Source organism: Agrobacterium sp. CFBP2214, assembly GCF_030209895.1.
Lineage (GTDB): Bacteria > Pseudomonadota > Alphaproteobacteria > Rhizobiales > Rhizobiaceae > Agrobacterium > Agrobacterium radiobacter.
Genome location: NZ_JARVRC010000007.1, coordinates 331,338 through 356,309 on the forward strand (window position 1 = coordinate 331,338; position 24,972 = coordinate 356,309).

General features: G+C 58.3%; 18 protein-coding genes. 4 read left to right on the forward strand and 14 right to left on the reverse strand.

Features of this window, described 5'->3' with window-relative positions:
* Positions 1–40 precede the first annotated feature (40 nt).
* The 5 genes from QRN60_RS20195 to QRN60_RS20215 form a co-directional block, all read right to left on the reverse strand.
* A complete protein-coding gene (locus QRN60_RS20195; protein WP_003504889.1) occupies positions 41–1,249 on the reverse strand; it encodes a glycosyltransferase family protein in 1,209 nt (402 codons plus the stop codon).
* A 72-nt stretch (positions 1,250–1,321) separates the two neighbouring features.
* Positions 1,322–2,497 (reverse strand): ABC transporter permease, encoded by a 1,176-nt coding sequence (locus tag QRN60_RS20200; protein WP_003504888.1) that lies wholly within the window; start codon positions 2,495–2,497, stop codon positions 1,322–1,324.
* Positions 2,494–3,492, reverse strand: coding sequence for an ABC transporter permease (locus QRN60_RS20205; protein WP_003504887.1), 999 nt, complete (start codon positions 3,490–3,492; stop codon positions 2,494–2,496). The genes QRN60_RS20200 and QRN60_RS20205 overlap by 4 nt, the downstream gene beginning before the upstream one ends.
* A 1-nt stretch (position 3,493) precedes the next feature.
* Complete coding sequence (locus QRN60_RS20210; protein WP_060725431.1) at positions 3,494–5,395, reverse strand: ABC transporter substrate-binding protein; 1,902 nt, start codon at positions 5,393–5,395, stop codon at positions 3,494–3,496.
* Entirely contained in the window at positions 5,392–7,284 is a 1,893-nt protein-coding gene (locus QRN60_RS20215) for an ABC transporter ATP-binding protein (RefSeq protein ID WP_020808531.1), read from the reverse strand. Before QRN60_RS20215 ends, QRN60_RS20210 begins: the two co-directional genes overlap by 4 nt.
* Positions 7,285–7,494: 210 nt before the next feature.
* On the opposite strand from QRN60_RS20215, the gene QRN60_RS20220 reads away from it, so the two are divergent.
* Positions 7,495–8,457 (forward strand): glycosyltransferase family 32 protein, encoded by a 963-nt coding sequence (locus QRN60_RS20220; RefSeq protein ID WP_165000605.1) that lies wholly within the window; start codon positions 7,495–7,497, stop codon positions 8,455–8,457.
* Here the strand turns inward: QRN60_RS20220 and QRN60_RS20225 are convergent.
* Positions 8,449–9,192 (reverse strand): polysaccharide deacetylase family protein, encoded by a 744-nt coding sequence (locus tag QRN60_RS20225; RefSeq protein ID WP_111780536.1) that lies wholly within the window; start codon positions 9,190–9,192, stop codon positions 8,449–8,451. The two genes, QRN60_RS20220 and QRN60_RS20225, sit on opposite strands and share 9 nt — an antisense overlap.
* The gene (locus QRN60_RS20230; RefSeq protein WP_129564769.1) at positions 9,189–10,286 is read right to left on the reverse strand and encodes a glycosyltransferase family 4 protein; all 1,098 of its coding nucleotides are present in this window, start codon (positions 10,284–10,286) and stop codon (positions 9,189–9,191) included. The genes QRN60_RS20225 and QRN60_RS20230 overlap by 4 nt, the downstream gene beginning before the upstream one ends.
* Before the next feature lie 127 nt (positions 10,287–10,413).
* On the opposite strand from QRN60_RS20230, the gene QRN60_RS20235 reads away from it, so the two are divergent.
* Both QRN60_RS20235 and QRN60_RS20240 read left to right on the forward strand, forming a co-directional pair.
* Positions 10,414–11,754 carry a nucleotide sugar dehydrogenase gene (locus QRN60_RS20235; protein ID WP_165000604.1) on the forward strand — a complete coding sequence of 447 codons (1,341 nt, stop codon included), beginning with the start codon at positions 10,414–10,416 and terminating at the stop codon, positions 11,752–11,754.
* A gap of 4 nt (positions 11,755–11,758) precedes the next feature.
* Positions 11,759–12,241, forward strand: a complete 483-nt coding sequence (locus tag QRN60_RS20240; RefSeq protein ID WP_003504873.1) for a class I SAM-dependent methyltransferase — start codon at positions 11,759–11,761, stop codon at positions 12,239–12,241.
* Between the two features lie 34 nt (positions 12,242–12,275).
* Here the strand turns inward: QRN60_RS20240 and QRN60_RS20245 are convergent, their stop codons facing one another.
* The 4 genes from QRN60_RS20245 to QRN60_RS20260 form a co-directional block, all read right to left on the reverse strand.
* Positions 12,276–13,970 carry an adenylate/guanylate cyclase domain-containing protein gene (locus tag QRN60_RS20245; protein WP_129564768.1) on the reverse strand — a complete coding sequence of 565 codons (1,695 nt, stop codon included), beginning with the start codon at positions 13,968–13,970 and terminating at the stop codon, positions 12,276–12,278.
* Positions 13,971–14,180: 210 nt separating this feature from the next.
* Complete coding sequence (locus QRN60_RS20250; RefSeq protein WP_050816427.1) at positions 14,181–15,041, reverse strand: MBL fold metallo-hydrolase; 861 nt, start codon at positions 15,039–15,041, stop codon at positions 14,181–14,183.
* A gap of 190 nt (positions 15,042–15,231) precedes the next feature.
* A complete protein-coding gene (locus QRN60_RS20255; RefSeq protein ID WP_003504866.1) occupies positions 15,232–15,687 on the reverse strand; it encodes a cyclic nucleotide-binding domain-containing protein in 456 nt (151 codons plus the stop codon).
* Between the two features lie 43 nt (positions 15,688–15,730).
* Positions 15,731–18,448, reverse strand: coding sequence for an ABC transporter ATP-binding protein (locus QRN60_RS20260; protein WP_129564767.1), 2,718 nt, complete (start codon positions 18,446–18,448; stop codon positions 15,731–15,733).
* Between the two features lie 344 nt (positions 18,449–18,792).
* Between QRN60_RS20260 and QRN60_RS20265 the strand changes: the two genes are divergently transcribed.
* The gene (locus tag QRN60_RS20265; RefSeq protein ID WP_165000603.1) at positions 18,793–20,598 is read left to right on the forward strand and encodes an alpha/beta fold hydrolase; all 1,806 of its coding nucleotides are present in this window, start codon (positions 18,793–18,795) and stop codon (positions 20,596–20,598) included.
* A gap of 20 nt (positions 20,599–20,618) precedes the next feature.
* Here QRN60_RS20265 and QRN60_RS20270 read toward each other — a convergent pair whose 3' ends face one another.
* From QRN60_RS20270 to QRN60_RS20280, 3 genes are read right to left on the reverse strand one after another with little or no spacing between them, the layout of a single operon-like run.
* Positions 20,619–23,075 carry a glycoside hydrolase family 2 protein gene (locus QRN60_RS20270; RefSeq protein WP_129565393.1) on the reverse strand — a complete coding sequence of 819 codons (2,457 nt, stop codon included), beginning with the start codon at positions 23,073–23,075 and terminating at the stop codon, positions 20,619–20,621.
* Positions 23,072–24,055 carry a DUF1839 family protein gene (locus QRN60_RS20275; protein WP_060725442.1) on the reverse strand — a complete coding sequence of 328 codons (984 nt, stop codon included), beginning with the start codon at positions 24,053–24,055 and terminating at the stop codon, positions 23,072–23,074. The genes QRN60_RS20270 and QRN60_RS20275 overlap by 4 nt, the downstream gene beginning before the upstream one ends.
* 6 nt (positions 24,056–24,061) lie before the next feature.
* A complete protein-coding gene (locus QRN60_RS20280) occupies positions 24,062–24,970 on the reverse strand; it encodes an amino acid--[acyl-carrier-protein] ligase (RefSeq protein ID WP_003504856.1) in 909 nt (302 codons plus the stop codon).
* Between the last annotated feature and the right edge of the window lie 2 nt (positions 24,971–24,972).

A 24,972-nucleotide genomic window follows, 5' to 3' on the forward strand; every position in this document is an offset into this window, starting at 1 on the left:
GCGCGTGTCTCTTTTGAAGTGGTGTTTGTCGGGGAACCGGTCACGCGGTTAGCGTGATCGGCGCCTTGTCGCCCTCGGGCGGCAGCCATTCGGCGATCCGGCGCGATATGTTTTCCAGACCATCCAGTTTCAGCCCGCGCGCATTGACGGAAGGGGGCGCGCGGTTTGGCAGCGCTTTCAGTGCCGCCGCCATTTTTGCGGGGTTCTCGGCATCTTCCGGTAGAAGCATGTCGAAAAGGCCAAGCTCCGAGGCGCGGCTGGCGCGGATAAGCTGCTCTTCGCGCGGCACCGTGCGCGGCACGACGAGGGCGGGTTTGTCGAAAGACAATATCTCGCAGACGGTGTTGTATCCGCCCATCGAAACAACGGCCTGCGCGCCGGCGACGAGATCTTCCATGCGATTGTCGAACTCGATGATCTCGATATGCGGAATATCGGCGACGCTGTTCATGAAGCGCTGGCGCTGATCCGCCGGCATATAGGGGCCGAGCACCACCAGCGCCTTATGCGTCAGTTCGCTGTCATGGCGATAGGCGTTGATGACGTCATCGATCAATTCGCTGCCATCACCGCCGCCGCCGGTGGTGACGAGAAGGTAATCGCCTTCCGGCCGATGCGATACGGTTTCGGCCTGCGTCTTGGACCTTTGCAGGAAACCGACGAAATCCATCTTGTCTCGAACGGTGTGCGGAACATCGAGCCCCGTCAGCGGATCGTGGAAATCGGGCGGGCCATAAATCCAGACGTGGTCATAGAACTGGCCGATCTTTGTCATGACATTGTTGCGCTTCCACTCCGCTTCGAGCAGCTGCGGCGCATCCATGACGTCGCGCAGGCCGATGACGAGCTTGGTGCCCTGTCCCTTGAGATAGGCGAGCGTTTCCTCCACCTCGCCACGCAGGCCCATGGGCTCCTTGTCGACGATGAAGATATCCGGCTGGAAGCTTTCAGCGGTGTGATAGATGATGGAGCGGCGCATCTTCAGCGTTTCCTGAAGATCGATATGCCTGTCCATCGAGGTATATTCACCGTTGCGCAGTTTGATGACGCTCGGGATTTTCACGAAATCGACGCGGGCGCGATAATCGAAGGCGCCGGCAATCGTCGCACCTGAAATGATGAGGACGTTGAGGCCGCGATAATCCTCCACCAGAGCATGCGCAATCGTGCGACACCGCCGCAGATGGCCGAGGCCGAAGGAATCATGGCTGTACATGAGAATGCGCGCGTCGTTCAAACGGGAGCTCATGGGCCAGACCTCTTTTTGCCTTTCACGATGAAGGCGGCGTCGGAAGGGCAGTGTATCAAGACGTATTCCATTTTATTTGAAGGGGTCCGCAGCATCACGTAGTCCGTCACCGAAGAAATTAAAGGCCAGAATGACGAGAACGACCGGGATCGTCGGTATTAGAAGCCACGGATATAGCGCAATGACGCTGACGCTGCGCGCCTCTGTGAGCAGAATTCCCCAACTTGTGATCGGTGGTCTGAGACCAAGCCCGAGAAAGCTCAGTGCGGTCTCGCCCAGGATCATGCCTGGAATTGTCAATGTGGCAGAGGCGATCAGGTGTGACATAAAGCCGGGAATAAGGTGTCTGCCGATGATGCGCGGCGTGCCCGCGCCCATCAATTGTGCAGACAAAACATAGTCTTCTTCGCGAAGCGCCAGCAGTTTTGAGCGCACGGCGCGCGCCAGCCCCGTCCAGTCCAGCATGCCGAGAATGATGGTGATGCCGAGATAGACGAGGATGGGGCTCCACGTCACCGGCATGATGGCTGCAAGCGCCAGCCACAGCGGAATGCTGGGGATGGATTGCAGCACCTCGATGATGCGCTGGACGATCAGGTCGAAGGTGCCGCCGCGATAACCCGCCAGACCACCGATCACAATGCCGAGAACGAAGCTCATGGCGACGCCGAGAAGGCCGATGGTCAGCGAAATACGGGCGCCATAGATGATACGGGAGAGTACGTCACGGCCGAGACGATCCGTGCCGAGCAGGAACATTTCACCGCCTTCGGCCGGGCAAACGAGATGGGTTCTGCCCTCGAACAGGCCCCAGAAGTGATAGGTATCGCCCTTGCAGAAGAAACGCAGCGGCTGGATATCCGTCGGCACGTCCCGATAGACCCGTCTCAGATTGTCCATGTCGAGCGTCATTTCCCGGCCGTAAACGAAGGGGCCGACAAATTTTCCGTCATTGAACAGGTGAATGGCCTGCGGTGGCGCGTAGATGTGCTCGATATTGCGGGTATGGAGGTTATAGGGCGCGAGGAATTCGCTGATCAGGATCGAAAGGTAAAGCACCACCAGAAAAGCGCCGGACCAGACCGCGATCTTGTGCTGTCGGAACTGCCACCACATGAGACGCAGCTGCGAGGCCTTGCTGAAGGCCGCCATTCCTGACGTGTTGGGTTCGATCAGCGACGGGTCGAAGGGCGCGGTCGAGACATAGTGGGGCAGCGCTTCGCCGGGGTTCGGAATGGATGAAGTCATTTGACGTTACCACCTCCGAAGCGGATTCTCGGGTCGAGTATGGCAAGGGCGATATCCGACACCAGAACGCCGATCACCGTCAGGAAAGCAAGGAACATCAGGAACGAACCGGCCAGATACATGTCCTGGCTCTGCAGCGCTCTGATGAGCATGGGGCCGGTGGTTTCGAGCGATAGGACGACGGCGGTGATTTCCGCGCCTGATATGATCGCAGGCAGGATCGAGCCGATATCCGAGATGAAGAAATTCAGCGCCATGCGCAGCGGATATTTGGTCAGCACCTTGAAGGGATGAAGCCCCTTGGCCCGGGCCGTCACCACATACTGCTTCTGCAATTCGTCGAGCAGATTGGCGCGCAGGCGGCGTATCATGCCGGCCGTACCCGCTGTTCCGATGATGAGGACGGGAATCCAGATATGTTCGAGGATCGATTTGAGCTTCGCCCAGCTCATCGCCTGGCTCAGGTATTCCCGGTCCATCAGGTGGCCGATGGAGATGCCGAACCAGATATTGGCGAAATACATCAGGATCAACGCCAGCATGAAATTGGGAATGGCGATGCCGAGCAGGCCGAGGAAGGTGAGCCCGTAGTCACCCCAGCTGTACTTGTGCGTGGCGGAATAGATGCCGATTGGAAAAGCGAGGATCCAGGTGACGATGATGGTGACGAAGGACACCAGAACCGTCAGCCACAGGCGGTCTCCAACCACATCGCTGACCGGCAGCTGATATTCGAAGGAATAACCGAAATCACCGACGAGCATGCCGGTCGCCCAGCGGAAATAGCGGATCGGTGCCGGTTGATCGAAGCCATAGCGGACGCGCAACTCCTCGATTTCGGCAAGGTTCGCCGTTTCGCCCATGGCACGCAGCTCTGCGACGTAGCTTTCGAAATAATCGCCCGGCGGTAGTTCGATGATGGTGAAGACCAGCATCGAGATCAGGATCAGCGTGGGGATCATGACGAGGATGCGCTTTAAAATATACCGCAGCATATCAGGCGTCTCCGTCATACCAGAAGGCATCCGGCATGTAGACGCCGAGATAAGATGTGGGTTCGTAACCGAAGAGCGCTTTGTCCGGCACGTTTCGCATGCGTTTGACATGGACGACAGGTTGCAGCGCGCCGTTGACGATACCGATGGAAAACACCTGCTGCGTATAAATCCCGAGCATCTCCAGCCAGATGGCCTGACGTTCTTCCTCGGTGACGCTTCTGCGCCATTTTTTCAGGAGATCGAGCAGGTGCGCCGCTTCCGGCAGGTCAGGTTCCTTGCCCTCGCGGCCGCCGGAAAGATAATGGATGCCCCAGACTGGCCATTGCAGCTGGTCGTCACCGGTGGGCGCAAGGCCGGATGGCAGCATGTCCGGCGTCGGCACACCATTGTCCATGCCCATCCATACCGACATCAGCACCTCGCCGCCCATGGCGCGTTTGCGGAAGACATCGCGCTGGGTGGGGCGCACGGAAACAGCAATGCCGATATGCCGCCAGTGATCCGTCACCAGCTCCATCACGTCGGTTTCGAGCGTGCTTTCGCCTGTCGTCTCGACGATGATATAGGCCGGACGCCCATCCGGCAGGAGCCGGAGGCCAGCGCTGTCGCGCCTGTCGAGACCGGCTTCATCGAGCAGCCTGTTGGCGGTTGCGCGGTCGAAGGCGCTCCAGGCGTCCGCAAATTCCTGCCGGTAAAGCGGGCTTTCCGGCAGAACGGTATCGGCGCTCTCCTTCGCCAGCCCGTAAAAACAGACCATGTTGATTTCGTGCCGGTTGATCGCAAGGGACAAAGCACGGCGCACGCGTACGTCCTGAAAAGCGCTGCGCCAGACCGGATCGGCGCAATTCAGGTTGGGCAGAAGCGCGATGCGTGAACCCTGGGAGCGCTTGTAGAGGTTCACCTTCAGAGGAAAACGCTTTTCCGCATCCTTCAAAAAGGTGTAGTCGGCGAAATCGAGGCCAAAATATTGCAGATCGCTGTCGCCGGAGGCCGTCTTGGCCGAGATGATATCGGACGAGGTGACGTTCAGCAGGAACCGGTCGAGATAGGGCAGTTGCAGGCCGTTTTCATCGACGCGATGATAATAGGGGTTGCGTTCGAACACGAACTGTTCGGCTGGCGGCGCGGTTGTGTTGCGCCAGGCATCCAGTGTCGGCAAAGCAGGATTTTCCGGGCGCACCTGCCGCGACATCTTGATATGCAGCCCGCTCCAGTCATCCGCCTTGTTTTTCTTGATGAGTTTGGCGAGATTTTCCGCAGTCTGATATTTGACGTGGAACTGCTTCATGTAGGCGGCGGGAAGGAACAGCCGCGCCGGTGAGGCGGCTGCGAGCTTCGCCAGAAAATCCGGGTTGGGGCCGTCCCAGCTGTAACGTACCGTCAGCAGGTCAATGACCTCGATCAGGGGTGGTTTGTTGTTGACCAGAAGTTCGATCGGAGGACCGCCCTTGTGGATTTCCTTGTTGAGGGCGACATCCTCCCAGAAATAGCGGAAATCCTCAGAGGTGAAGTCGCTGCCATCGGACCATTTGTGGCCCTCGCGCAGCTTGAAGGTGAAGATGCGTTCGTCCTGAACGTCGTAGCTTTCCAGAATATCCGGATGAAGCTCGAATTTTTCGTCATAACCGACGAGGCGGGCATAGCTGCTGATCGGCATCAGCCTGATATCACGCTGGCCGCCAATGAGCATGCGCACCGAGCCGCCATGTTTTCCTGGCTCACGGCCAAGCGCTTTCATGTCGATGACGCGCGGGTTTTTCGGCAGCCGTTCGGCTACGTCGGGCAATTCGCCCTTTTCCCGTTTTTCCTTGAAATAGGCGGGGTCGGTATAGGCGGCTCGCGCATAGGCCGGCAGGAAAACGGAGGCCAACAGGGCAAGGGTGGTGCGGCGCGTGATCAAGGGCGAAGCTCCCGGATATCGGCGTTGCCGTTTGCGAGAACGAAATGGCCGTCGCCCAGATCGGCGGAGATCATGTCGCCATCACCCTCATCGCGGAACTGCTTGCCCCAGTCGAATTTGCCCGTCGCGCTGATCTTGCCGATGGTGCGGAAATCGAGCGGCCGGTCGAGATCGGGGAAAGGTACAGCCGCCAGCAGCGATTTGGTATAGGGATGCACGGGAGCGCGCATCATGATTTCCCGCGGCGCCAGCTCGACGATGCGGCCCTCGCACATCACGGCCACGCGGTCGGCCATGTAATCCACCACCGCCAGATTGTGCGAGATGAAGAGATAGGTAAGCCCGAGGTCTTTTTGCAAATCCTTGAGCAGATTGAGGATTTGCGCCTGCACGGAGACATCGAGGGCGGAAACGGGTTCATCGCAGATCAGCAGTTCGGGTCCGAGCGCCAGGGCTCTGGCGATACCGATACGCTGCCTTTGGCCGCCCGAAAAACTGTGCGGATAACGATTAAGCGCGCTTTCTCCAAGCCCGATAGCCCTGACGAGATTGCGGACTTTCTCCGCGCGGTATTTCGCATCGCCCCGTCCGTGGATTTCGAGCGGCTCGCTCAGAATATTGCCCACCGTCATACGTGGAGACAGCGACGATATCGGGTCCTGGAAGACCATCTGTATCTTCGACCGCAGCTCCTTGAGGTCGCCGTCCTTCGCATTGAGGACATCGATATCGCCCTGCGGCCGGTGAAAGGTCACCGAGCCTTCATCCGGGCGCACGGCGCGCATGAGGATTTTGCTGACGGTGGTTTTGCCGCTGCCGCTTTCGCCGACCAGGCCGAGGCATTCTCCGCGGCGGATTTCAAAACTGACGCTGTTGACCGCTTTGGTGGCGTTGGCGTCACCCTTGCGGAACCAGCTGGACTTTCGGGTTGTGAAGGTCTTGCTGATATTGTCCACGGTCAGAAGCGGGCCGGGAGTTTTATTGACCGCGGCGGTCTTTTTGCCGACCAGGCTTTCGTGGTCAATGTTGATTTCGCGCAGTGCCTTCAGCCTTTCGCCGGGCTTCATGTCGAAATGCGGTACGGCGGCCATCAAGCCTTTGAGATAGGGATGGCTTGGCGCCTTGAAAATGTCGTCGACCGTGCCCGCCTCCATGATCTCGCCCTGATAGATCACGGCGACCTCGTCGGCGATATTGGCCACTACGCCGAGATCGTGGGTGATGAGCAGCATGCTCATGTTCAGCCGGCTCTGGAGATCGCGCAGGAGCTTCAGGATCTGCGCCTGTATCGTCACATCAAGCGCCGTCGTCGGCTCGTCGGCGATCAGGAGCGCGGGGCGACAGATCAGCGCCATGGCGATCATGGCACGCTGGCGCATGCCGCCCGACAATTCGAAGGGATACATGTTCACGACCTTCTTGGGTTTGGAAAACCCAACGAGATCGAGCGTTTCATACATTTTTTCCGCACGTTCGGCCGGCGACAGGATGCTGTGGATTCTGAGCGCCTCATCGATCTGGTTGCCGATCGTATGCAGCGGCGAGAAGGACGTCATAGGCTCCTGAAAAATCAGGCCGATGCGGTTTCCGCGTATTGAACGGATTTCCCGCCCGTCCTTCGGCAATTGCAGCAGATCGATAGGGCCGGCTGCGGCATTTTCCGGATCGGTGAACAACACGCGGCCGTTCACGCGCGCCGTCTTGGGATGAATGCCCATGATGGTCTGGCCGATGACGGACTTTCCCGAGCCGGACTCGCCAACGAGAGCAGTGACTTTTCCCGGAAGAATGCGAAGGCTGGTACCCCTGACGGCATCGATGGTGCCGCCCATCAGAGAAAACGAAACCCGCAGATTTTCAATACGGAGCAAATCTGCGCCTGCGCTCATGCCAAAGGGTTCCTTGCCGTCTCTTTATTGTTACGTTGTGACAATTGCTCAGGAGGGCTTAAATCCACGTTATCGCAGGGTTTGTTGTCTGTCTATGCCTCTGAAACATCGAATTGTTTAGCAAATTCAAAGCCGGCTTCCGAAATAGGGCGGCTTGCCTGACAGCTCCTGTTTCGTGATATGTTAACGGGTGCTTTTGAATGAGGATCCATGTCCGACAAGAAATATTATGACGCTGAGCTCGATAAAGCCCGGCAGTTGCAAAATGACGGCCGATACGCGGAAGCCGACGCGCTTCTCTTATCGCTGGTTGCAGCGAAAGACGGACATCTGATGGGCGAACGGACGGTGCTCGGTCTGCCGCGCAGACTGCATGCCGCGCGGCTGCGTCTCGCCAAGGCCGAGGGCGATATGGTCGCCAGGATCGGCTATCAATATACGCTGGTTCCGCCGCCACAGGTGCTGCAGAAATATGCGCGGTTTTCCACGGAAGAACGTCGCATCATCAGTCTCAAAAGCCGTGAAGACGTGCCAAGGCTTATCCACCAGATATGGATCGGGGAAAAAGCCCCGCCGGTATCGGTTGAGGCATGGGCCGCCCACGCTTCGAACCATCGTTACGACTATCGCCTCTGGCGGGAGGCTGATCTTGAGCGGGAAGGCGTGTTTTCGAACGGCATCTTCAAAACCATGCTGGACAAAGGCGATTATCCGGGCGCGGTGGATGTGGCCCGTTATATCCTGCTGGAGCGATTTGGCGGCATCTATCTCGATTGTGACTGGTATCCGGCGCGGGACGATGTGAGCTTCGATACATTCCTGCCCTTGGCGGGGCTGACAGTGTTTGACGAAAAAACGCCGCGTGACACGGGGCAGGGCAGCATGCTGCTTGCCAATTCCTTCATCGCTGCGCCTGCCGGACATCCGGTCTTTGGCAAGATGCTGGAGGCCTTTCCCGGGATCATCGAAGACATGCCGCGCGCGCCTGCCTGGTGGTCGACTGGTCCTTTGATATTCACCGTTATCGCCCGGGCCGGAAGCATCAGCCTCGCGCCGGCGTCGTTCGTCGCCGCGTCTCTTCCCGACCGCGCAGCTTTCGATGAGGTGGAAGTGGTCAGGCGGAAACTTTCCACTGAGGCGGGCGGGTTGCTGATCGCCTGGAAATCATGGTGAGATTTCGTCGACAAGGTCCTTGGAAGAACGCCAGCGGGCGGCGGGATGTTCGGCGGTCACTTCGAAAAGCCGTCTCAGGAAGCGCCAGACATTGTCGTCATGCACGAGATGATGGGTAAGGACGCCTGTGACGCCGCCATTTTCGGCGGCCCTCAGGATGCGGGCGGCGGTCTCGGAAAACAGGATGCCGTCGTCACGGCCACCGCGGCTGCCGTGCCAGTCGATCACGTCGACATGGGTGTTCAGGCAGGGCGGCAGGGTGCTTTTCTCCGGGCCGAAAACGGACAAGGCGCGATATCCGAGGCCGGCCAACTCCTTCACGATACCGGCATCTATGCGGTTCCATGGCGGCACGAGCATAGGTACCAAGCGCCCACCATGCAGGTCGTGGAGTTTATCCAGCCCGGATTGCAACTCATCGAGAACGATGGCCGGATCGCGATGTGATCCGAGCTCCTGCTTCTTTTCTTTCTCCCCGGCATAATTCGCATGGGACCAGCCATGGACGGCGACCTGGGCGATATCAGACGTATCCAGATGCTGTGCGAGCCTGTCTGTCGTCATCTCGGGAATGACCGCGAGCGTGACCGGAGCGGAAAAGCCGGCGCAAAGATCGAGTAGCGTGTCGAGGGCCGGTGTCGGCTCCACCGCATCGTCGTCCCTGAGCCAGAGATCGGCCTTTATGCCGCGCCGCTCACATTCGTCCAGTGCCGCAACGAGTGTTTCCAGACTCATGATCTTCGCGCCTTTGCTTGCAGCAGGATATGGTTCAGCTCTTTTGCGGCGTTTTCCAAAGACCGTTCGTTCCTGACGAATTGCCGGGCCGCCCTTGCCAGTTCTTCACGCCTGTTGTCATCACCGATCAGGGTTTTAATCGCGTCGGCATAGGCGGCTGTATCATTCTCCGGTGTCAGTAATCCTGTGGTGCCGGATTTTACCACTTCGGGAACGCCCGCCACCTTTTCGGCCACGACGGGTAGGCCGGCGGCCTGCGCTTCGAGATAGGCAAGCCCATAGGCCTCGCCATGGCCCGGCCAGACGTAGAGCGACGCTTTCGAAAGAAGCATGGCGATCTCGGACGCGGTTTTTTCCCCGTGCCAGACAAGGCGCTGATCCGGAAAAGCGCTGAACATGGCTTGTACGGCCGCGCGTTCCGGCCCATCGCCGACGATATCCAGCGTCCAGTTGATATCCTGCGGCAAAAGGGCGAGCGCTTCGGCAAGGGCGCGATAGCTGTCGAGCTTGTCACCCGCCCGCATCATGGCGACGGCAATCAACTTTGCTGGGGTCGGATTGGGTGTGTTTTTGAGAAAGGCCTCGGCATCGATAAAGGGCGGTAACATGGCCCATCGAAGGGCGGGCGAGGCCCGCACAAGCCCCTCGCGATCCCGCGCAGTGAGGCAGATATTGATCGATGCGACATTCAATGCGGCCAGCAACCGGTCTTGAACCACCTGCCAGCCCATCCCGTTGCGCTTGGGCGAATAGGATGCCTCGGCGGTGACGTAGGGAATATCGAAGCGTCTGGCCAATTCCGGCCCAAGCAAATCGAGGGCCTTGTAATAGGGGTGATAACAAAACCAGAGGTCCGGTGCGCCCTCCAGCTGCCAGCGCTGCGTGATGGTCTCGATTTCGCGCTCAGCCGTTTCGGCAAGCGAAGTCCGCGCGGGTTCATCCGGCTGTTTCAGGAAGCTGCGCAGTTCGGAGGCGACTGAAACCTCGTGGCCGCCCATCGTCATCGCCTGCATCAGCAGGCGGGCCATCAGCCGGTCGCCGGAGGGAACGGGATGGTTGGGTGATTTGAGCGGCGCATGAAAGGCGATCTTCATGGCGATGGTTGTGCGTTGCCGGCGGCTTGGGCGTCAACCGGAATTTGAAAGGCCCGAGCCTTGACAGGTCAGTCATTCTTGCCCAACTGAAAGGCATCTTTTGCACATGCGCGGAGCGTGACACGCTTTGACTTCCCCAGACATTTCCCAGAACCTGCTTTCCAGCATTGAAAACAGAAGCGCCAAAGCGGGGGTGATCGGCCTCGGCTATGTCGGTCTGCCGCTTGCCATGACGATCGCCAAGGGCGGTTTCAAGGTTGTCGGTTTCGATATCGATCCCGGTAAAATTACCGCGATCGAGGCCGGACACAGCTATATCGAGGCCGTTTCGGACGAGGTGCTGGCAAGTGTGAGACAGGATGATGGCTTTGTCGCCACCTCGGATTTCTCCAGGCTGGCCGAATGCGATGTCATTGCCATCTGCGTGCCCACGCCCCTGACCAAATATCGCGAGCCGGATCTCTCCTATGTCGAAAAGACCTGCCGGGATATTGTCGCGCATCTGCGCAAGGGGCAGCTCGTGGTTCTGGAATCGACCACCTATCCCGGCACCACCGACGGGGTGGTGAAGACCATTCTGGAAAGCACCGGGCTTGTCTCCGGCGTCGATTTTTTCCTTGGCTTTTCGCCCGAGCGGGAAGATCCCGGCAACCGCGATTTCGAGACCTCAACCATTCCGAAGGTTGTCGCTGGCGATGGTGAGGCCGCTGGAAAGCTGATGGAGGCTTTTTACGGTTCGGTGGTCAAAAAAATCGTTCCGGTTTCGACCAATGCCACGGCGGAAGCGGTGAAAATCACCGAAAACGTCTTCCGTGCCGTCAATATCGCCCTCGTCAATGAACTCAAGGTCGTCTACGAGGCCATGGGCATCGACATATGGGAAGTGATCGATGCGGCGAAAACCAAGCCGTTCGGTTTCATGCCCTTTTATCCCGGTCCGGGTCTTGGCGGCCATTGCATACCGATCGACCCTTTCTATCTCACCTGGAAATCGCGGGAATATGAATTGCCGACGCGGTTCATCGAACTTGCCGGTGAAATCAATACCGGTATGCCGCGTCACGTCATCGGACGGGTTGCGGAGGCGCTCGATATTCATTCCGGCAAGGCGCTCAGCCGCTCGAAGGTGCTGGTTGTCGGTCTCGCCTACAAAAAGAACGTGCCTGACATTCGCGAAAGCCCCTCACTGAAGCTCATCGAGCTTATTCAGGAGCGCGGCGGCGAAGCGGCCTATTTCGATCCCTACGTGGCTGAAATCCCGAAAACACGGGAATATAGCCACCTCATGGGCATGAAATCCGTGTCGTGGGACAGGCAGGCGATAGGCGCCTTCGACGCCGTTCTCGTTGCGACTGACCATGACAATGTGGATTATGCCGCTCTAAGCGAATGGGCGCCGCTTATCATCGACACACGCAATGTTTTCGCGCGTCGGGATATAGCCGCAAAACACATCATCAAGGCCTGATAAAATGAGTAGACTCGATAGTTTCATTCGCCGGTTGACCGCGCAGCGGGATATCCTCAACCATGTCGCGGCCAATCTCGATCTGCCGGGTGAAGGGGCGCTTATGGAAATCGGCCTTGGAAACGGGCGCACCTTCAATCACCTGCGAGAGCTGTTCCCCAACCGCCGCATCATCGCTTTCGACAGGGCCATGGGTGCACATGCCTCCTCGGTTCCGGCGCAGGAGGATCTGGTGATCGGCGAAATATCGCAAACCGCTCCGGCTTTCATCGGCACGGAAGCGGCTTTCGTGCATGCCGATATCGGCACGGGCTATCCGGAAAAGGATGCGGTTACCCTTACATGGTTGCCCGATCTTGCTGCGGGCATGCTGGCAAAAGGCGGCCTCGCGGTCAGCGGGCTGCCTCTGGATCATCCCATGCTGAAGCCGCTGCCGGTGCCGGCAAGTGTGCCGACGGACCGTTATTTTCTCTATCGCAAGATTTGAGATCGGACGCCCCGACAGGTTTGTCGGGGCTACTTCATAAATAGCGCTCGCTCTCTTCCTTCGAGAGCAGGAAGACCCTCATCTGCGAGTTTCGGCCGCGAATGGCGATTTCTTCGCTCCTGAGATCGGCAATCTCCTGTCCCGCCTGAATGATGGCCGGTTCGGAAACGACGATGGCGGCGCCGAACTCCTTGGCCTTGGATTCGAGCCTGCTTGCCACGTTGACGGTATCGCCTATGGCCGTCAGGGTTTTTGCCGCGCCATATCCCATCACACCGACGATGCTCGGGCCGGAGTGAATGCCGACCACCACTTCCAGGCGGACGGCGAATTGTTTCTCCAACCCCTCGTTCAGGATGGCGATATCCCGCAATATGGTTGCGGCTGCCTTCATGGCGTTGCGACAGGCACGGTCCGCATCCTCGCCAAGTCCAAAAAGGGCCATGGCGCCATCGCCAATGAATTTGTCGAGATGACCTCCGGCGTGTTCGACGGCTTGGCCGACGATGGTGAAATAGCGGTTGAGAAGGAAGACGATATCATAGGGCAGCTTCGCTTCGGACAGCGTGGTGAAGTTACGCAGATCGCAGAAGAGGATGGCGATTTCTTCTTCACGGCCGGGTCGGGCCGGCTGTGCATCCGCGGGCAGATCGCTCTGCTGGGGCGGTGAAACGAGAAGCGCGATGTTGAGATCGCTCGTAGGGCGCAGCTGACAACCGAGCCGCACATCCGAATCGGCATGGATGCGCCTCAAGGTGGTCTGCTCTATCTCCCCGGGTGGCGGAAGCGGGCCCTTGCTGTTCAGAACCTTGACGCGACAGGTTGAGCAGCGTCCCTTGCCGCCACAGACGGAGTAGTGCGGGATGCCCGCGAGCCTGCTGGCTTCGAGAATGCTGAAGCCGGCCGGGATGCGTGCTTGTGCGCCCTGTTCATAGTGGATTTCGATGGCGGTCAACCGTTGCCGGAAGCTGCGCACGCCGCGCAATACGAAGACCAGCATGACCGCGCCGGCAAAAAGCGCTTCGGTCGTGCTGGTAATGAACCGGATTCGCGTTTCCATCTCCCTTTGCAGCGGGAGCTCGTCTCTCTGGATGGCGTAATCCGAGAGCCCGGGAGGAAGCGCGTATTTCCGATCGACTTCCTCCAGCCAGCGGCCCGCATCGCTGAAACCCAGCAAGGCCAGAAGCGGCAGCATCACTGCCACCGTCATGAAGAGCCCGGCGATTTTCGGATACCAGTCGCGATAACGCAGCCAGAAATAAAGGCCGATGCATCCGTGGATCCAGATCACGATCAATGCAAGGCTCTGCCATGCGCCGCTGACAGGATTATTGATCCACAGGCGGCGGATAACCGAATAATAACCGACGTCGATGCCATAGAGCATGTGCGATACGCGGATATTCACGGCATGGCCGATGATCAGAAACGGGATCGACAGGCCGAAAATGACCTGAAGCGCTTCGCGAAGCGGCATGCGCAGCGTTCTGCGCTGATAAAGCGAGCGCAGAACAAGGCAGACATGCACGACAACCGACCCATAAAAAAGCAGGCTGCTGACGGGATTGAGCCAGATCAGGCTGAACCATTTTCGCGCCCGTTCGGCGGTATCGATGGAGATGAGCGCGAGGGAGTGATTGAAAAGATGGGAAAATACGAAAGCAAATATGATGAGACCGGATAAAATCCGGGCGCGTCTCAAATTGGTCTCCGAAAAGAAACGGATCATGCAAATCCCATCATGTGGTCATCGACGCAGAATCATCATGTAGTATGTGGTGGCACCCCTTAGTGCAGGGTGTCTCGTGGCAATATCGTGGAGCAATTGATCGCAAACAGTCAATTGTGCGTGTTCGAATGCCCGCGTGCAAAAGATGTTGAATCAGGACTTCGAAAAAACGGTCGGCAAGATCAAATCTTCGCCGGAGCCAAGTTGCGATCAGAGTTCGATGATCTGGCCGTCCATGGCCGCGAACGCGCCGCTGAACAGAGCTTTTGCCTGTTTTTCGATGCTGTCCAGTTCCTCGTCGCTGCGGCTGGGGGCGTGGTGGATGAAACCAACATTTTTTGCGCCAGCGAGTTTGGCGAGGCGGATCGCCTGTTGCCAGGACGAATGGCCATAACCGCGATAAAGGCCCATTTCCTCATCGGTGAACATGGCGTCATAGAGGAAAAGATCGACATCCCTGATCAGGTCGAGCACGGTTTCGTCGATGCTGCCCGGCTCATGTTCGGTGTCGGTGATGATGGCAAGGGATTTTCCTTCCCAGTCCAGCCGGTATCCGATGGCGTTGCCGGGATGGTTGAGCATTCCGGTTCTGATCGAAAGGCCGGGATGCACGTCAAGCGCATCGCCGGGCAGGAAGTCCCGTGTTGCGATCTTGGCACAACAGATCTCCAGCGGCACGGGGAACCAGGGCGGGCTCATGAAATCCCTGAGCATTTCCCGGGTCGTCATGGTGCCGGCAAGGTGGCCGGACCAGATGGCGACATCATTGGAGCTGTTATAAAAGGGCTTGAAATAGGGGAAGCCGACAATGTGGTCGTAATGGCAATGCGAGAAGAACAGGTTGACGTCGGTAATGCCTTCCGCCCGCAAGGCAAGGCCAGCGGGATGCAAGCCCGAACCCGCATCGAACAAAAGAACGTGATCGCCGCATCTTACCTCGATGCAGATGGTATTCCCGCCGTATTTTCGGAAGTTTTCACCTGAAACAGGAAGCGTTCCCCGCGCACCCCAGATCTTTACCCGAAAATTTCTATTACTTTCCCGACTTGCTGTGTCGGAATCGAACGCCATGACACACCCCAATAACAACGGAATCTTGCACGCTTTCCTCCCATGAAGCCCGTTGTCTCTATAGATTCTTATATCCGCTCGTTTCTGGCGGAAGCCTTTACCCCTTATTCAGTCAGCATTTCATTTATATTGCAATAGTACGACATTTATTTTTCCAATATCGCCATTCACGGTAGCAAGGAATTGCCGTTTATGTCCTGACGCTCGTTCGCGCTTTGCTCAGTTCCGCCGTCGTCTGGGTAAGGCGTTCGGCGAGAACACGCATGACCTTGATGGTGATGTCAGGGAAATCGGACATGAGCTTGAAGAACTGTTCCTTGCCGATGCGCAGGGCTTCCACATTGGTGGAGGCGCGAACGGTCGCTGTTCTGACGCTATCGCAAAGGATTGCGATTTCGCCGACAATGGCATTACCGGTCATTTCGGCCACTTTCAGCGTGCCCGAAGGGGAATCGACGAGAACATCGACTTTTCCGGTCAAGAGAACATAGGCCGCATCGCCGACGTCTCCCTGATGAAACAGTATGTCGCCAGCATGATAGGATACTCGGTCGGACGCGAATGCGAGTAGTTTGAGTTTTGACGGTTCCATTTCCGAAAAAAAAGGGACCCTTTTCAGCATTTGAATTTCGTCTTTAAACAGCATTGACTTACCCTGTTCTTGTTCCACCTCGGTCACCTTCTTGGACTTATGTTGCGAGCATGTCCTTGAATGTACCGTTTTCCTCGGCGAGAGTCTCGTAACTTCCGTCGGCGGTGATCAGACCCTGATGAACAACGATCACTCGCTTGAACATGCGAGAGAGCGTCGCATTCGACAGAACCCATATGATCGACGGGTTATTGTTGTTCTGTTTCAGGAGTGTGATGACCCGTTCAACAATTTCCTCCTGCTGTCGGGGATCGAGGCCGGGGAGAGGGCGGTTGAAGACGTAATAATCGGATTTGCGGATCAGCGCCCGTGCCAGATTGAGCTTCTGGCGCTGGAGCGGGCCAAGCCGTTTGCCGCCGGCGCCGAGGTTGAAGTCCAGACCCACCGCCAGCACGCGCTCATAGACACCCTGCTTGCGCATGACATCGGCCACGATGCGGGTGATGCGCCGCGAGGCGTCGGTGTAACGATGGCCGACCTTGCCGAAGAGGATGTTGTCCAGAAGGCTGGTAGCGCTCATGTATTTGGTCGGATCGTAGATTTCGATCACGTTTTTCAGGCTGTCGGGCAGGTTCTCATGGAACATGTGTCGGACTTCGACGATCCGGTTCATGATCTCCGGCGACAGCAGGCCGAAACGCTGGCGAGGCTCGATGTAGAAGAAGCTGAGCCGCAGCATTGCGCGCTTTTCGTTTTCATTGGCCTCGTCGAAACTCTTTCCCTGAAGCCGCTGCAGCATCTGCTGATAGACTGGAATGTCATCGGGGGTCATGAAGGTAAGCTGCTGGAAGAAGGGGTGATCTCCCGGCAGGTCGGCGAAGATTTCCACGATGTTTTCGGCAATCGTGTAACCCATTTCGAACAGGGTTTTGACGAGACCGGTTTCGCGCATCAGGGCGCGGAAATAGTCGCTTTCGATGACGATTCTGATCGTCTGGGACGAATCCCGCATGGTGCCGAACAGAAGGTTTTCACCGACCGTCGCCTCGCTGTTGTAGCTCTCCAGTTCAAAGGGTGCGATGAGGCCGCTCAGATTTTCCTTCTCCAGTTCGGCCCGCAGGACATGCCGCAACTCCACGATGCGGGCGGCAAGATGCAGGTCGGTCAAAGGATCGATCGACGAACGCAGCGCAAATTCCAGAATATCCTGTGAGAGCTCCACGCTGTCGAGGACGGCCAGAATGGCCTGGATAAGATTTTCCGGTTTGCCGTCGCCGGCCGGGCTTGAAGCGTAATCGATCCATTCGCTGTTGATATCGATCAGTGGATTTCCCGCCATTTTGGCTTCGCGGATTTCCCACTTGCGGTGTTCCAGCGCCGCGCCCTCATAGTCCCTGTCGGCAAGCGGGGCGTGTTTGAGGCCGTAAAGCAGATTGTCCTTCAGGCTGGCGTGGAAGAAGTAACTGTCCGAGGAGACATAAGAAATGCGCCGCCCGGTGAGCGATTCCGGCAGTTCCAATATGTCGACGTCGTTGATGCTGATCTTGCCAGAGGTTGGCCAGAGCGTGCGGCCGATCGCATCCGCCAGCGCCTCGGCGCCCGAGCCGCCGACGATGGCGATCACCTCACCCGGCTCGACCTTCAGCGATGCCTGCTCCAGAAGCCGGCTGCCGCTATCATCCTCGAGCGTCAGATTGGCGACGACGATCGGGGCGCTGATTGCCGCGACGGTGCCGGGAGACAGTTTCTGCACCTTCTCTTCGATCATGTTCGGGGCATCGAACTGCTCGAAGACCTGCTCGTATTTCACCTGCACGTCCTGGCGTGCCTGATCCCAGTCGATCAGTTCTTTCAGCGGTCCCGGCAGTTCCTTATAGGCATTGATGACGGCGACCAGCTGCCCGACATCGAGACTGCCCTTCAGTGTGAGATAACCGCCGAGCGCATAAAAGAAGAAGGGTGTCAGCTGCGCGAGGAAGTTATTGATGAATTTGACCAGAAACTTCCACTGGTAGAGATCGTAGCGGATCTTGAAGATGTCGCCGAGGCGATGCGAGGCATCCGCGCGCTCGTAGTTGGAGGTGTCGTAGGCGTGGATGGTGCCGATACCGTCGACCATTTCGCCGATGCGTCCGGCAAGCTGGCGAGCGCTCAGCTGCCGCTGGCGGCCGAGCTCGATGAGGCGGCGGCGCATTTTGGGAATGATGCCCACCTGGATTGCCGCCATGAAAGCTGCGATCAGGCCCAGCCAGAAATTCTGAACGAGAATGAAGAAGAGCGCGGAGAGCGCCTGGCCGCCGAGAAGGGCCGGCTGCACGAAGGCGTCGCCGGTAAAGCCGCCGAGCGGCTCAACCTCGTCCTTCACCATGCTGGAGATTTCAGCGCCCTTGACCCGTTTGAAATGGGAGGGTGGGAACCGCAGAATCTTGTCTATGAGCTCGAAGCGGATACGCCGCAGAAGTCGTTCGCCGAGGCGACCCTTGAAGGTATTGATATAATATTTGAAAAGACCGTTGATGACGACAAGCGCAAGGAACGTCAGGCTGAGCGCCATCAGCATCGACATGCGGTTGAGCTCAAGCCCGGGGAATAATGTCACGGTGCCCCAATAGGGAATATCGACCGTGAGATGCATGAAAAGCTGCGTCGCATTCGCCCCTTCGAAACCATCCCCCTGAATTGGGCCGTTGACGATCTGCTTGGGCAGATCGAAGGCGAGGAAATAGGGGATCATCGAGAGGGCCACGATCAGCAGAATGAAAAGCTGCTGCCGCCTCGTGTGCGACCAGATATAACGCGTAAGGCTTTGTTCCATATAAAACTTCTATGACCTGGCGGGCGAGGCCCGGCGTGTTGGTTTGCGCGGTGTCTAGACGATCCGGTGGCCGGGTGGCGCAACCTCCTCCTGCAAATAGGTGTGGGACTCGCTATTTATCAGTATATTCAAGCGGTTTCGAGCAAAATAGCGGTCCTGCCGAGACTTCTCCGTCACCCCCGCGTTTGTTTTTGCAACGTGTGGGCGACAAGGGATATAAATGCGACTATATTTTTAGACTTCTCTAATATTGTTGTTTTTATTGTAGATCAGGCGTTAAGACGCTTCGATGCAATGATCCCGCAAGGGTTGAGCCAGACACTGGCGCAATGATGGCAAGGTCGATGGCGATAGATATTTCAGAGCGTACAGGCAGCGATCCGTCCCTTGATGCATTGTCGCTTTCCGGCATTGCCTCGAATGGGGCTGTTGCGCATCCGGTCTCTTTTGACGGGCTCACCGGGATTTTCCATCCGGCGCACAAGCAAGTCAGACAAGGCCATGCCGTTCTTTTCGTCAGCCCATGGGGCATGGAGGAGCTCTGCAGCCGCAAGTTTCAACGGGTACTGGCCGAGCGGCTCGCCGCTTGCGGTGTCGCTAGCCTTCGATTTGACTATCTCGGCGCGGGCGACGCGCTTGACCCTGATGATGCGGGCCGCGCGGCGGACTGGGTTTCGGATGCGCACGCGGCGCTCAACTGTCTGAAGCGTCTTTCCGGCTGTACCAAGGTGGTTGTCGTCGCTCAGGGCCTCGGTTGCCTGATAGCGGCACAGGCATTTGCCGGTGTGGCCGAAGCGGGTTCCATGGCGTTTCTGGCGCCTGTCGTTTCCGGCCGCGCCTATCTGCGTGAGCTGGCGATGTGGTCGTCGATGATCGACGATGGTTTAGGCCTTCGGCCCGCGCAGAGGATGATGGAAGCGGGATCGATTGCCGGCATGACCATGCCTGCGGGTGTTGCGGATGCGATCAGGAAGACCAATCTTTCCAATCTCGCGGCTACTCCGGCGCGCACCATTCTGGCTCTCTCCCGACCGGGCCGCGTGACCGATGCCGATTTCGCCAAACATCTTGCCACGACCGGCGCTAAGGTGGAGGAGGCGGAGTTTTCAGGTTACGACGATCTCGTCTCCAGCCCGACGCTCTCGAAAATATCCGACGATGTGGTCAATCGGCTGGTCGACTGGGTTCTCTCTCAGACCCACGCCGAGAGTGCGGCGATGCCTCTGGAGGATTTCACCCTCAATGCTCCGCAGCGCGGTCGCGGTTTCGTCGAGCAGCCGGTGCAGTTTGGAGATGGCGGACGGCTTTTCGGCGTTTTTTGCGGGCCAGATGATGGGGATGTGGTTTCTTCGGTTCTTCTACTTGGCGCTGCCTATGACCGGCATGCGGGCTGGGGCAGGCTTTCCGTTCAGATGGCCCGAGCATTGGCGCGTGAGGGTGTGGCATCGCTTCGCTTCGACGCGGCCAATATTGCCGACAGCCCTCCGGTCAAGAATGTGCCTGAGCAGGTTCTCTACGATGTCGCGCAGAATGACGACGTGGCTGCCGCACTCGATTTTCTCGGCAAGCGCGGCAAGGGGCCTTTCATTGCGGCGGGCCGGTGCAGCGGCGCTTATCTCGCCTTCAACGGCGCAATCGCCGATGAGCGGATCGGTGCGGTTGTCGCGGTCAATCCGGTGGTCTTCCATTGGCGCAAAGGCCGCTCGGTGGATGAGGCCTTGCATAAACGGCCGCGTTCCTTCGGGGAATACAGCCAGCGCTTTCGCCAGGGCGCGACATTCAAGCGTCTCATCAGCGGCGATGTCGATGTGGCAAGTGCCGGACTGAATATCGTCAAGGCGACGATCAAGAGGCTTTCGACAAAAACGGCGAGGCTGTTCCGCAGGGGGAGCGAGGAAGGGCGTGCCGTTTATGGCGCGTTCGACAAATTGAAGGCGAATGATACCGCCGTCCATCTGCTTTACAGCGACAACGATGATGGTCTGGAGCACTTCCAATATTATTTTGATGCCAATGGCGAAGGGCTATCAGCCTATCAGAACGTGTCGCTGACCATCATTCCTGATGCCGATCACAATCTTTCAACGCCTGAAGCCAAACAAACCTATATCGACGCGGTGAAGCGACTGGCTCTCGAGCATTTGCAGTAAAAACGCTTAGCGGTCGTGCCCTAGAAGGAAAATCGCCGGCTGGAACCGAGTGACACGACCTCTCCGGAAGGAGGAGCTTCTGTCGCCGGGGTCTCCGGTAGGAGGCCGATTTTTCTGGTCTCGCCAGGGCCGAGATGGAACCAGTTTTCTGCCGGGTGGTAACCCTGCACCTCGACATGGACAGACTGCGCCAGCCGGTCCGCGCCGATTTCAAGAGACCAGTTGCCGCTCGTTTCGCTGAGCGCCACCTGAAGGTTCGCGGCATGCAGCGCCTTTTTACGGCCGAGAGGGAAATGGAACGCGTCGGCGATGACATGTCCTGTCGCAACGTCGCGAAGCCTGGCGACCGTTACATCATGGGACGGGGGGCCGAAACGATAGGCATAGGTCGTATCGAAAAAAGCGCCGAACAAATCTGTTGCGGCAATCGTCTGGCCCTGCCGCGGCAAAAGCGTGAGTGGTCGTTTGGCGTGCACGACAGGTTGCACACCTTCGCGCAGGCAGGTCAGTTCCAGCATGGCTTCAAAGCCGCCGCCGGTCTCGTTGATGAGATGGATATCCAGCCCGTTCGTGCCCTCATCTGAAAGGCCGACCTGAATGGGACGGAACGCCCTTTTCAGTGCATGCCAAACGGATTTCGGCCTGCCGGTCGCATCGATAATGCCCCAGCCTGCGCCGGGAACGAGATCCTGCAGGGTCCAGACCATAGCGCCCTGACAGGAGGAACCGCTGCGCCGCCATTCGGCGAAAGTCGCTTCCATGACCTCGGCCGTCGCGGCCCGGGACATGTCGAGATAAAGGCCGCCATCTTCGCGACGCAGCACGTCCGGTTCGACGTCGTAGAGCAGCTTCAGATAGTGATCGCGAACATCCTCGAAATCCCAGGAGGCGCCACGATCGCGCGGTGCGCGGGCTTTCCACCGTGGATCGTGCACGGCCACGCCGGGAAGATATCTGTCCAGCGTTTCCTGTTCGGGAATATTGGCGAAGGCGAGGCATTCGGCGGCAAAGCGCAGATTGGCGCGGCGCGCATCTTCCAGCGGGCGGCAATAGGCGCCCACGCCGTAATAATGGCCGACCCCGGCGTTGGGAATGAAGGGCAATGCACCGCCGGAAGGGGAATTGGCGACATAGGCTGCATCTGGTCGCTTCTCGGCGACGAGTTCCGGCAGGACCTCCTCGGTGAGCGTTCCCTTCCATATCTGCTCTGGCAGGCCGAGCATAGCGCCCTGCTGGTACATTTCACTGCCGCCGCAGAAAACGGCAAGCGATGGAGAAAGCGCGATCGCTTCCAGGAACTGCGAGATTTCCGTGACGATATGCTGGCGCAGGCTCTCGTCCTTTGCCGGGTAATCGAAATTGGCGAGCATGGCATCCTGCCAGACCATGATGCCAAGCTCGTCGCAAAGCGCGAAGAATTCCGGTGTCTCATAGGCCATGGTGCCGCCGATGCGGATCATGTTCATGCCCGCTTCCGCGGCTTTTCTAAGCCATGGCTCATAGTCCGGCCGTGTTCCCGGCAGGCGCACAATATCGGCCGTCGTCCACACCGCGCCGCGGCAAAATATCTGCTGACCGTTCACCTTGAGGCCGAAACCGTTGCCGTCTTCGCCGTGATCGATCTCGACTTGCCGGAAGCCCGTGCGCCCAAGGTGATGTTGCGTGCCGTCGAGCTCAAGAACGACGTCATGCAGAGCCGGCCTGCCATGGGTATGCGGCCACCATTGTTCGACATCGGATATGCGCAGTTCGCCGGAAAGCTTGCCGTTCCCGTCCAGAGAAAGATCGGCGCTGTAACCGGCGCAGCCAAGCCTTGCCGATTTTATCGGGCGGTTGCTTTGCAGCGCGATGCTGACCGTTCCCGTTCCGTCTCCGTCCAGCGAAGACCGGAGCGTGCAGAGCACTCCGTCCTGCCTTATCAGGCTGATGGGTCGCCAGGGGCCGGCGGCGTGGATTTCCGGGCACCATCCGGGCATGTAACCCAGTGCAGTGGTGCGGATCAGCCGCAAGCCCTGCGTATTCATCATTTGCGGCCGCCAGCGGGCGCGGGGCCCGGTTTTTTCAAGTCTCGGCGCAAGCGCCCGGAAGCAGATCGAAAGTTCGTCTGCGCCCGTTAGTTCGACAGGCACTTCCAGCCTTTCGAACATGCTCTGGCTTGCGGCGATCAGCTCACCGTTGAAGAAGATTTCGGCAATGGTGGAGAGACCATCGAAGCGCAGTGTGGCGCGTTCGCGCGTATCGGAAATCATCGTCAGCCGATACCAGGCATCCCTGTCATTGAGGGGCGCTGGAGCAAGGCGGTCGAACTTTTCGGCCGATTCCAGAGCCTGCGCCACGGTTCCGGGCACGGAGACGTGAAGGCTTTCAAGCGATGCGGGAATATCGGAGGGTGTTTCGCAGGCATCGGCGGGCGTCAGCGTCAGCGTCCAGCCTTCGCTCAGCAATTCCTCGCTTTCACCCGGAAGATAGGTCCTCACGCTGCCTCGCTGGCATCAGACAGTTTGGCCGCAAGCGCTTCCATCACGTCATCCCATGCATCCGCCGCCGGATCGAGTACTGACGCGAGCGCATCGAACTTGCGCCGGGTGACGGCGCGGGCAAGCTGGAACTGTACCGTCTTGGCGACTTCGGATATGCGCAGCGCGTGATCCCTCGCTTCAGCGAATTCATTCCTGTCCAGCCACTCGAGATGGCTTGCCAAAAGCTCGAAATTGGCGCCGAGCTGACGCAGCGTGTTGAAGGCATATTTGTGGAAAAAACCGAATGGCCTGTCGGCAACCTTTTCCACCTGTGCCGGAAAGACGCTTGCGAAAGCCCTGACCGGGTTGGCGGAGGGTCGGCGCGAAAAATGAAACTTCAAGAGCCGTTCGGCGGTCTTGCGAATATGCGTCGGCGAAGGATTGCCGTCTGCGAATTTCGCAAACTCCGTATAGGGCAGGAAGGGCGGATCGGTTTCCGCCAGATGATGCTGGAACAGGCCGTCAAAATCTTCGCCTGCAAGATGGAAGAAGCCGGCATTGTGGAAATAGTCGAGTTCACGTTTCGCGAGGTCGAGCCGGTTGATGGCGATGGTGGTCTTGCCGTGTTCTTTCTGGTAGCCCACCCCATGGGTATCGGGCATATAGAAGCTGTCCATCTCGATCAGGCAGATGCGGCCGCGTTCCAGCTGCGCCTCGATATGGTTTTCCACCCTGTCGAAGATCGCAAGTTCGGTGGCGCGAACGCCATAAAGTGCTTCGAGATCTTCCAGCGGCACCTTGAAGAAGGTGAACTGGTCGCCTTCGAAATCCTGTGTCAGGGTGAAACCGAACATGGCTTCCGGGGATAAGCCTTTCGAGGCCAGCACCTCGATCCACAAATCGATGTAGCAATTCGTTTCCGGCCACATTCTCTCGGAGGAATGGAGCGGATGCTGTACATAATTTTGGGGGTCGAGACCGGGAAAAATCTGCCGCATGAATGATCAGCCCCAGAGCGTTTCCACGACCTTCGCAGGCCATTTCTTCACGTCGAGGCCATGATGCGCAAACAGCGCGAGCGCGATGCGCTCAAGGCCGAAACCAACGCAGGCGGTATGGGCGACATCGCCATTGTCGAGGTTAAGACCCCATTTCTGGCCGAAGGCATCCTGGTGATAGTTGAAGCTCATGCAGGCCGTCGGGCTGGTCGTCGATGTGACCGGGATCAGCAGTTCGAATTTCAGGTTCTGGTCGCGCTGGTTGTTGGCCAGCATCTTGCCGGCACGGCCGAAGAACGGATCGTTGGCGACATCGATGGTGACGTCGAGCCCGACTGCTTTCATCATCTCGACGCCGCGATCCATCCAGGTCTGGCGGAATTCGGTGACGTCGGACTCGGTACCCATGCAAACATATTCGCGCATGCGGAAAAGCTGCTGGCGGGCCGGATCCTTGGAGGGTTCATGGCGGAAGCAATAGGACTGGATGTCATAGAGACCGCCGCCGGCAGGTAGCGCGCCGCGCTTGGCAATCGTCGGATAAAGCGGGTAGCAGGCCGCCGGCGTCAGCACGATGTCTGTCGCTTTCTGGTCCTTGGTCCAGTCACCGCCCTCATCCATGGTTTTCAGCAGGCTGACATGGTCGAGTTCGCAGCCGCAGAAGGAGTGGACGGTGCCGGCGAGCTGCGGGAAGCTCTTCATGTAACCGCTCTTTTCGAAGTAGGCGCGGTTGATGCCGGGCGGAAAACGGATCGCTTCGGCGCCATCAGCGCCGCCGGTGCGGTCGATCAGCCGCTCGAATGCGGCAATCACGTCCTCGAACTGGCCGCTGCGTCCATAAAGACCGTCCACACCCGTTTCAATCAGCAGGCCTTCTTCGAACAGTCGATCGAGAAACGATGTTTGCATGTCCATGG

Bases quoted from the DNA above. Each gene is read 5' to 3' on its own strand.
- QRN60_RS20215 (WP_020808531.1), bottom strand. From the start codon at position 7,284: ATGAGCGCAGGCGCAGATTTGCTCCGTATTGAAAATCTGCGGGTTTCG.
- QRN60_RS20200 (WP_003504888.1), bottom strand. From the start codon at position 2,497: ATGACTTCATCCATTCCGAACCCCGGCGAAGCGCTGCCCCACTATGTC.
- QRN60_RS20255 (WP_003504866.1), bottom strand. From the start codon at position 15,687: ATGCTGTTTAAAGACGAAATTCAAATGCTGAAAAGGGTCCCTTTTTTT.
- QRN60_RS20225 (WP_111780536.1), bottom strand. From the start codon at position 9,192: ATGAGTCTGGAAACACTCGTTGCGGCACTGGACGAATGTGAGCGGCGC.
- QRN60_RS20265 (WP_165000603.1), top strand. From the start codon at position 18,793: ATGGCGATAGATATTTCAGAGCGTACAGGCAGCGATCCGTCCCTTGAT.
- QRN60_RS20205 (WP_003504887.1), bottom strand. From the start codon at position 3,492: ATGCTGCGGTATATTTTAAAGCGCATCCTCGTCATGATCCCCACGCTG.
- QRN60_RS20250 (WP_050816427.1), bottom strand. From the start codon at position 15,041: ATGGCGTTCGATTCCGACACAGCAAGTCGGGAAAGTAATAGAAATTTT.
- QRN60_RS20195 (WP_003504889.1), bottom strand. From the start codon at position 1,249: ATGAGCTCCCGTTTGAACGACGCGCGCATTCTCATGTACAGCCATGAT.
- QRN60_RS20260 (WP_129564767.1), bottom strand. From the start codon at position 18,448: ATGGAACAAAGCCTTACGCGTTATATCTGGTCGCACACGAGGCGGCAG.
- QRN60_RS20220 (WP_165000605.1), top strand. From the start codon at position 7,495: ATGTCCGACAAGAAATATTATGACGCTGAGCTCGATAAAGCCCGGCAG.
- QRN60_RS20230 (WP_129564769.1), bottom strand. From the start codon at position 10,286: ATGAAGATCGCCTTTCATGCGCCGCTCAAATCACCCAACCATCCCGTT.
- QRN60_RS20275 (WP_060725442.1), bottom strand. From the start codon at position 24,055: ATGCGGCAGATTTTTCCCGGTCTCGACCCCCAAAATTATGTACAGCAT.
- QRN60_RS20240 (WP_003504873.1), top strand. From the start codon at position 11,759: ATGAGTAGACTCGATAGTTTCATTCGCCGGTTGACCGCGCAGCGGGAT.
- QRN60_RS20280 (WP_003504856.1), bottom strand. From the start codon at position 24,970: ATGGACATGCAAACATCGTTTCTCGATCGACTGTTCGAAGAAGGCCTG.
- QRN60_RS20245 (WP_129564768.1), bottom strand. From the start codon at position 13,970: ATGATCCGTTTCTTTTCGGAGACCAATTTGAGACGCGCCCGGATTTTA.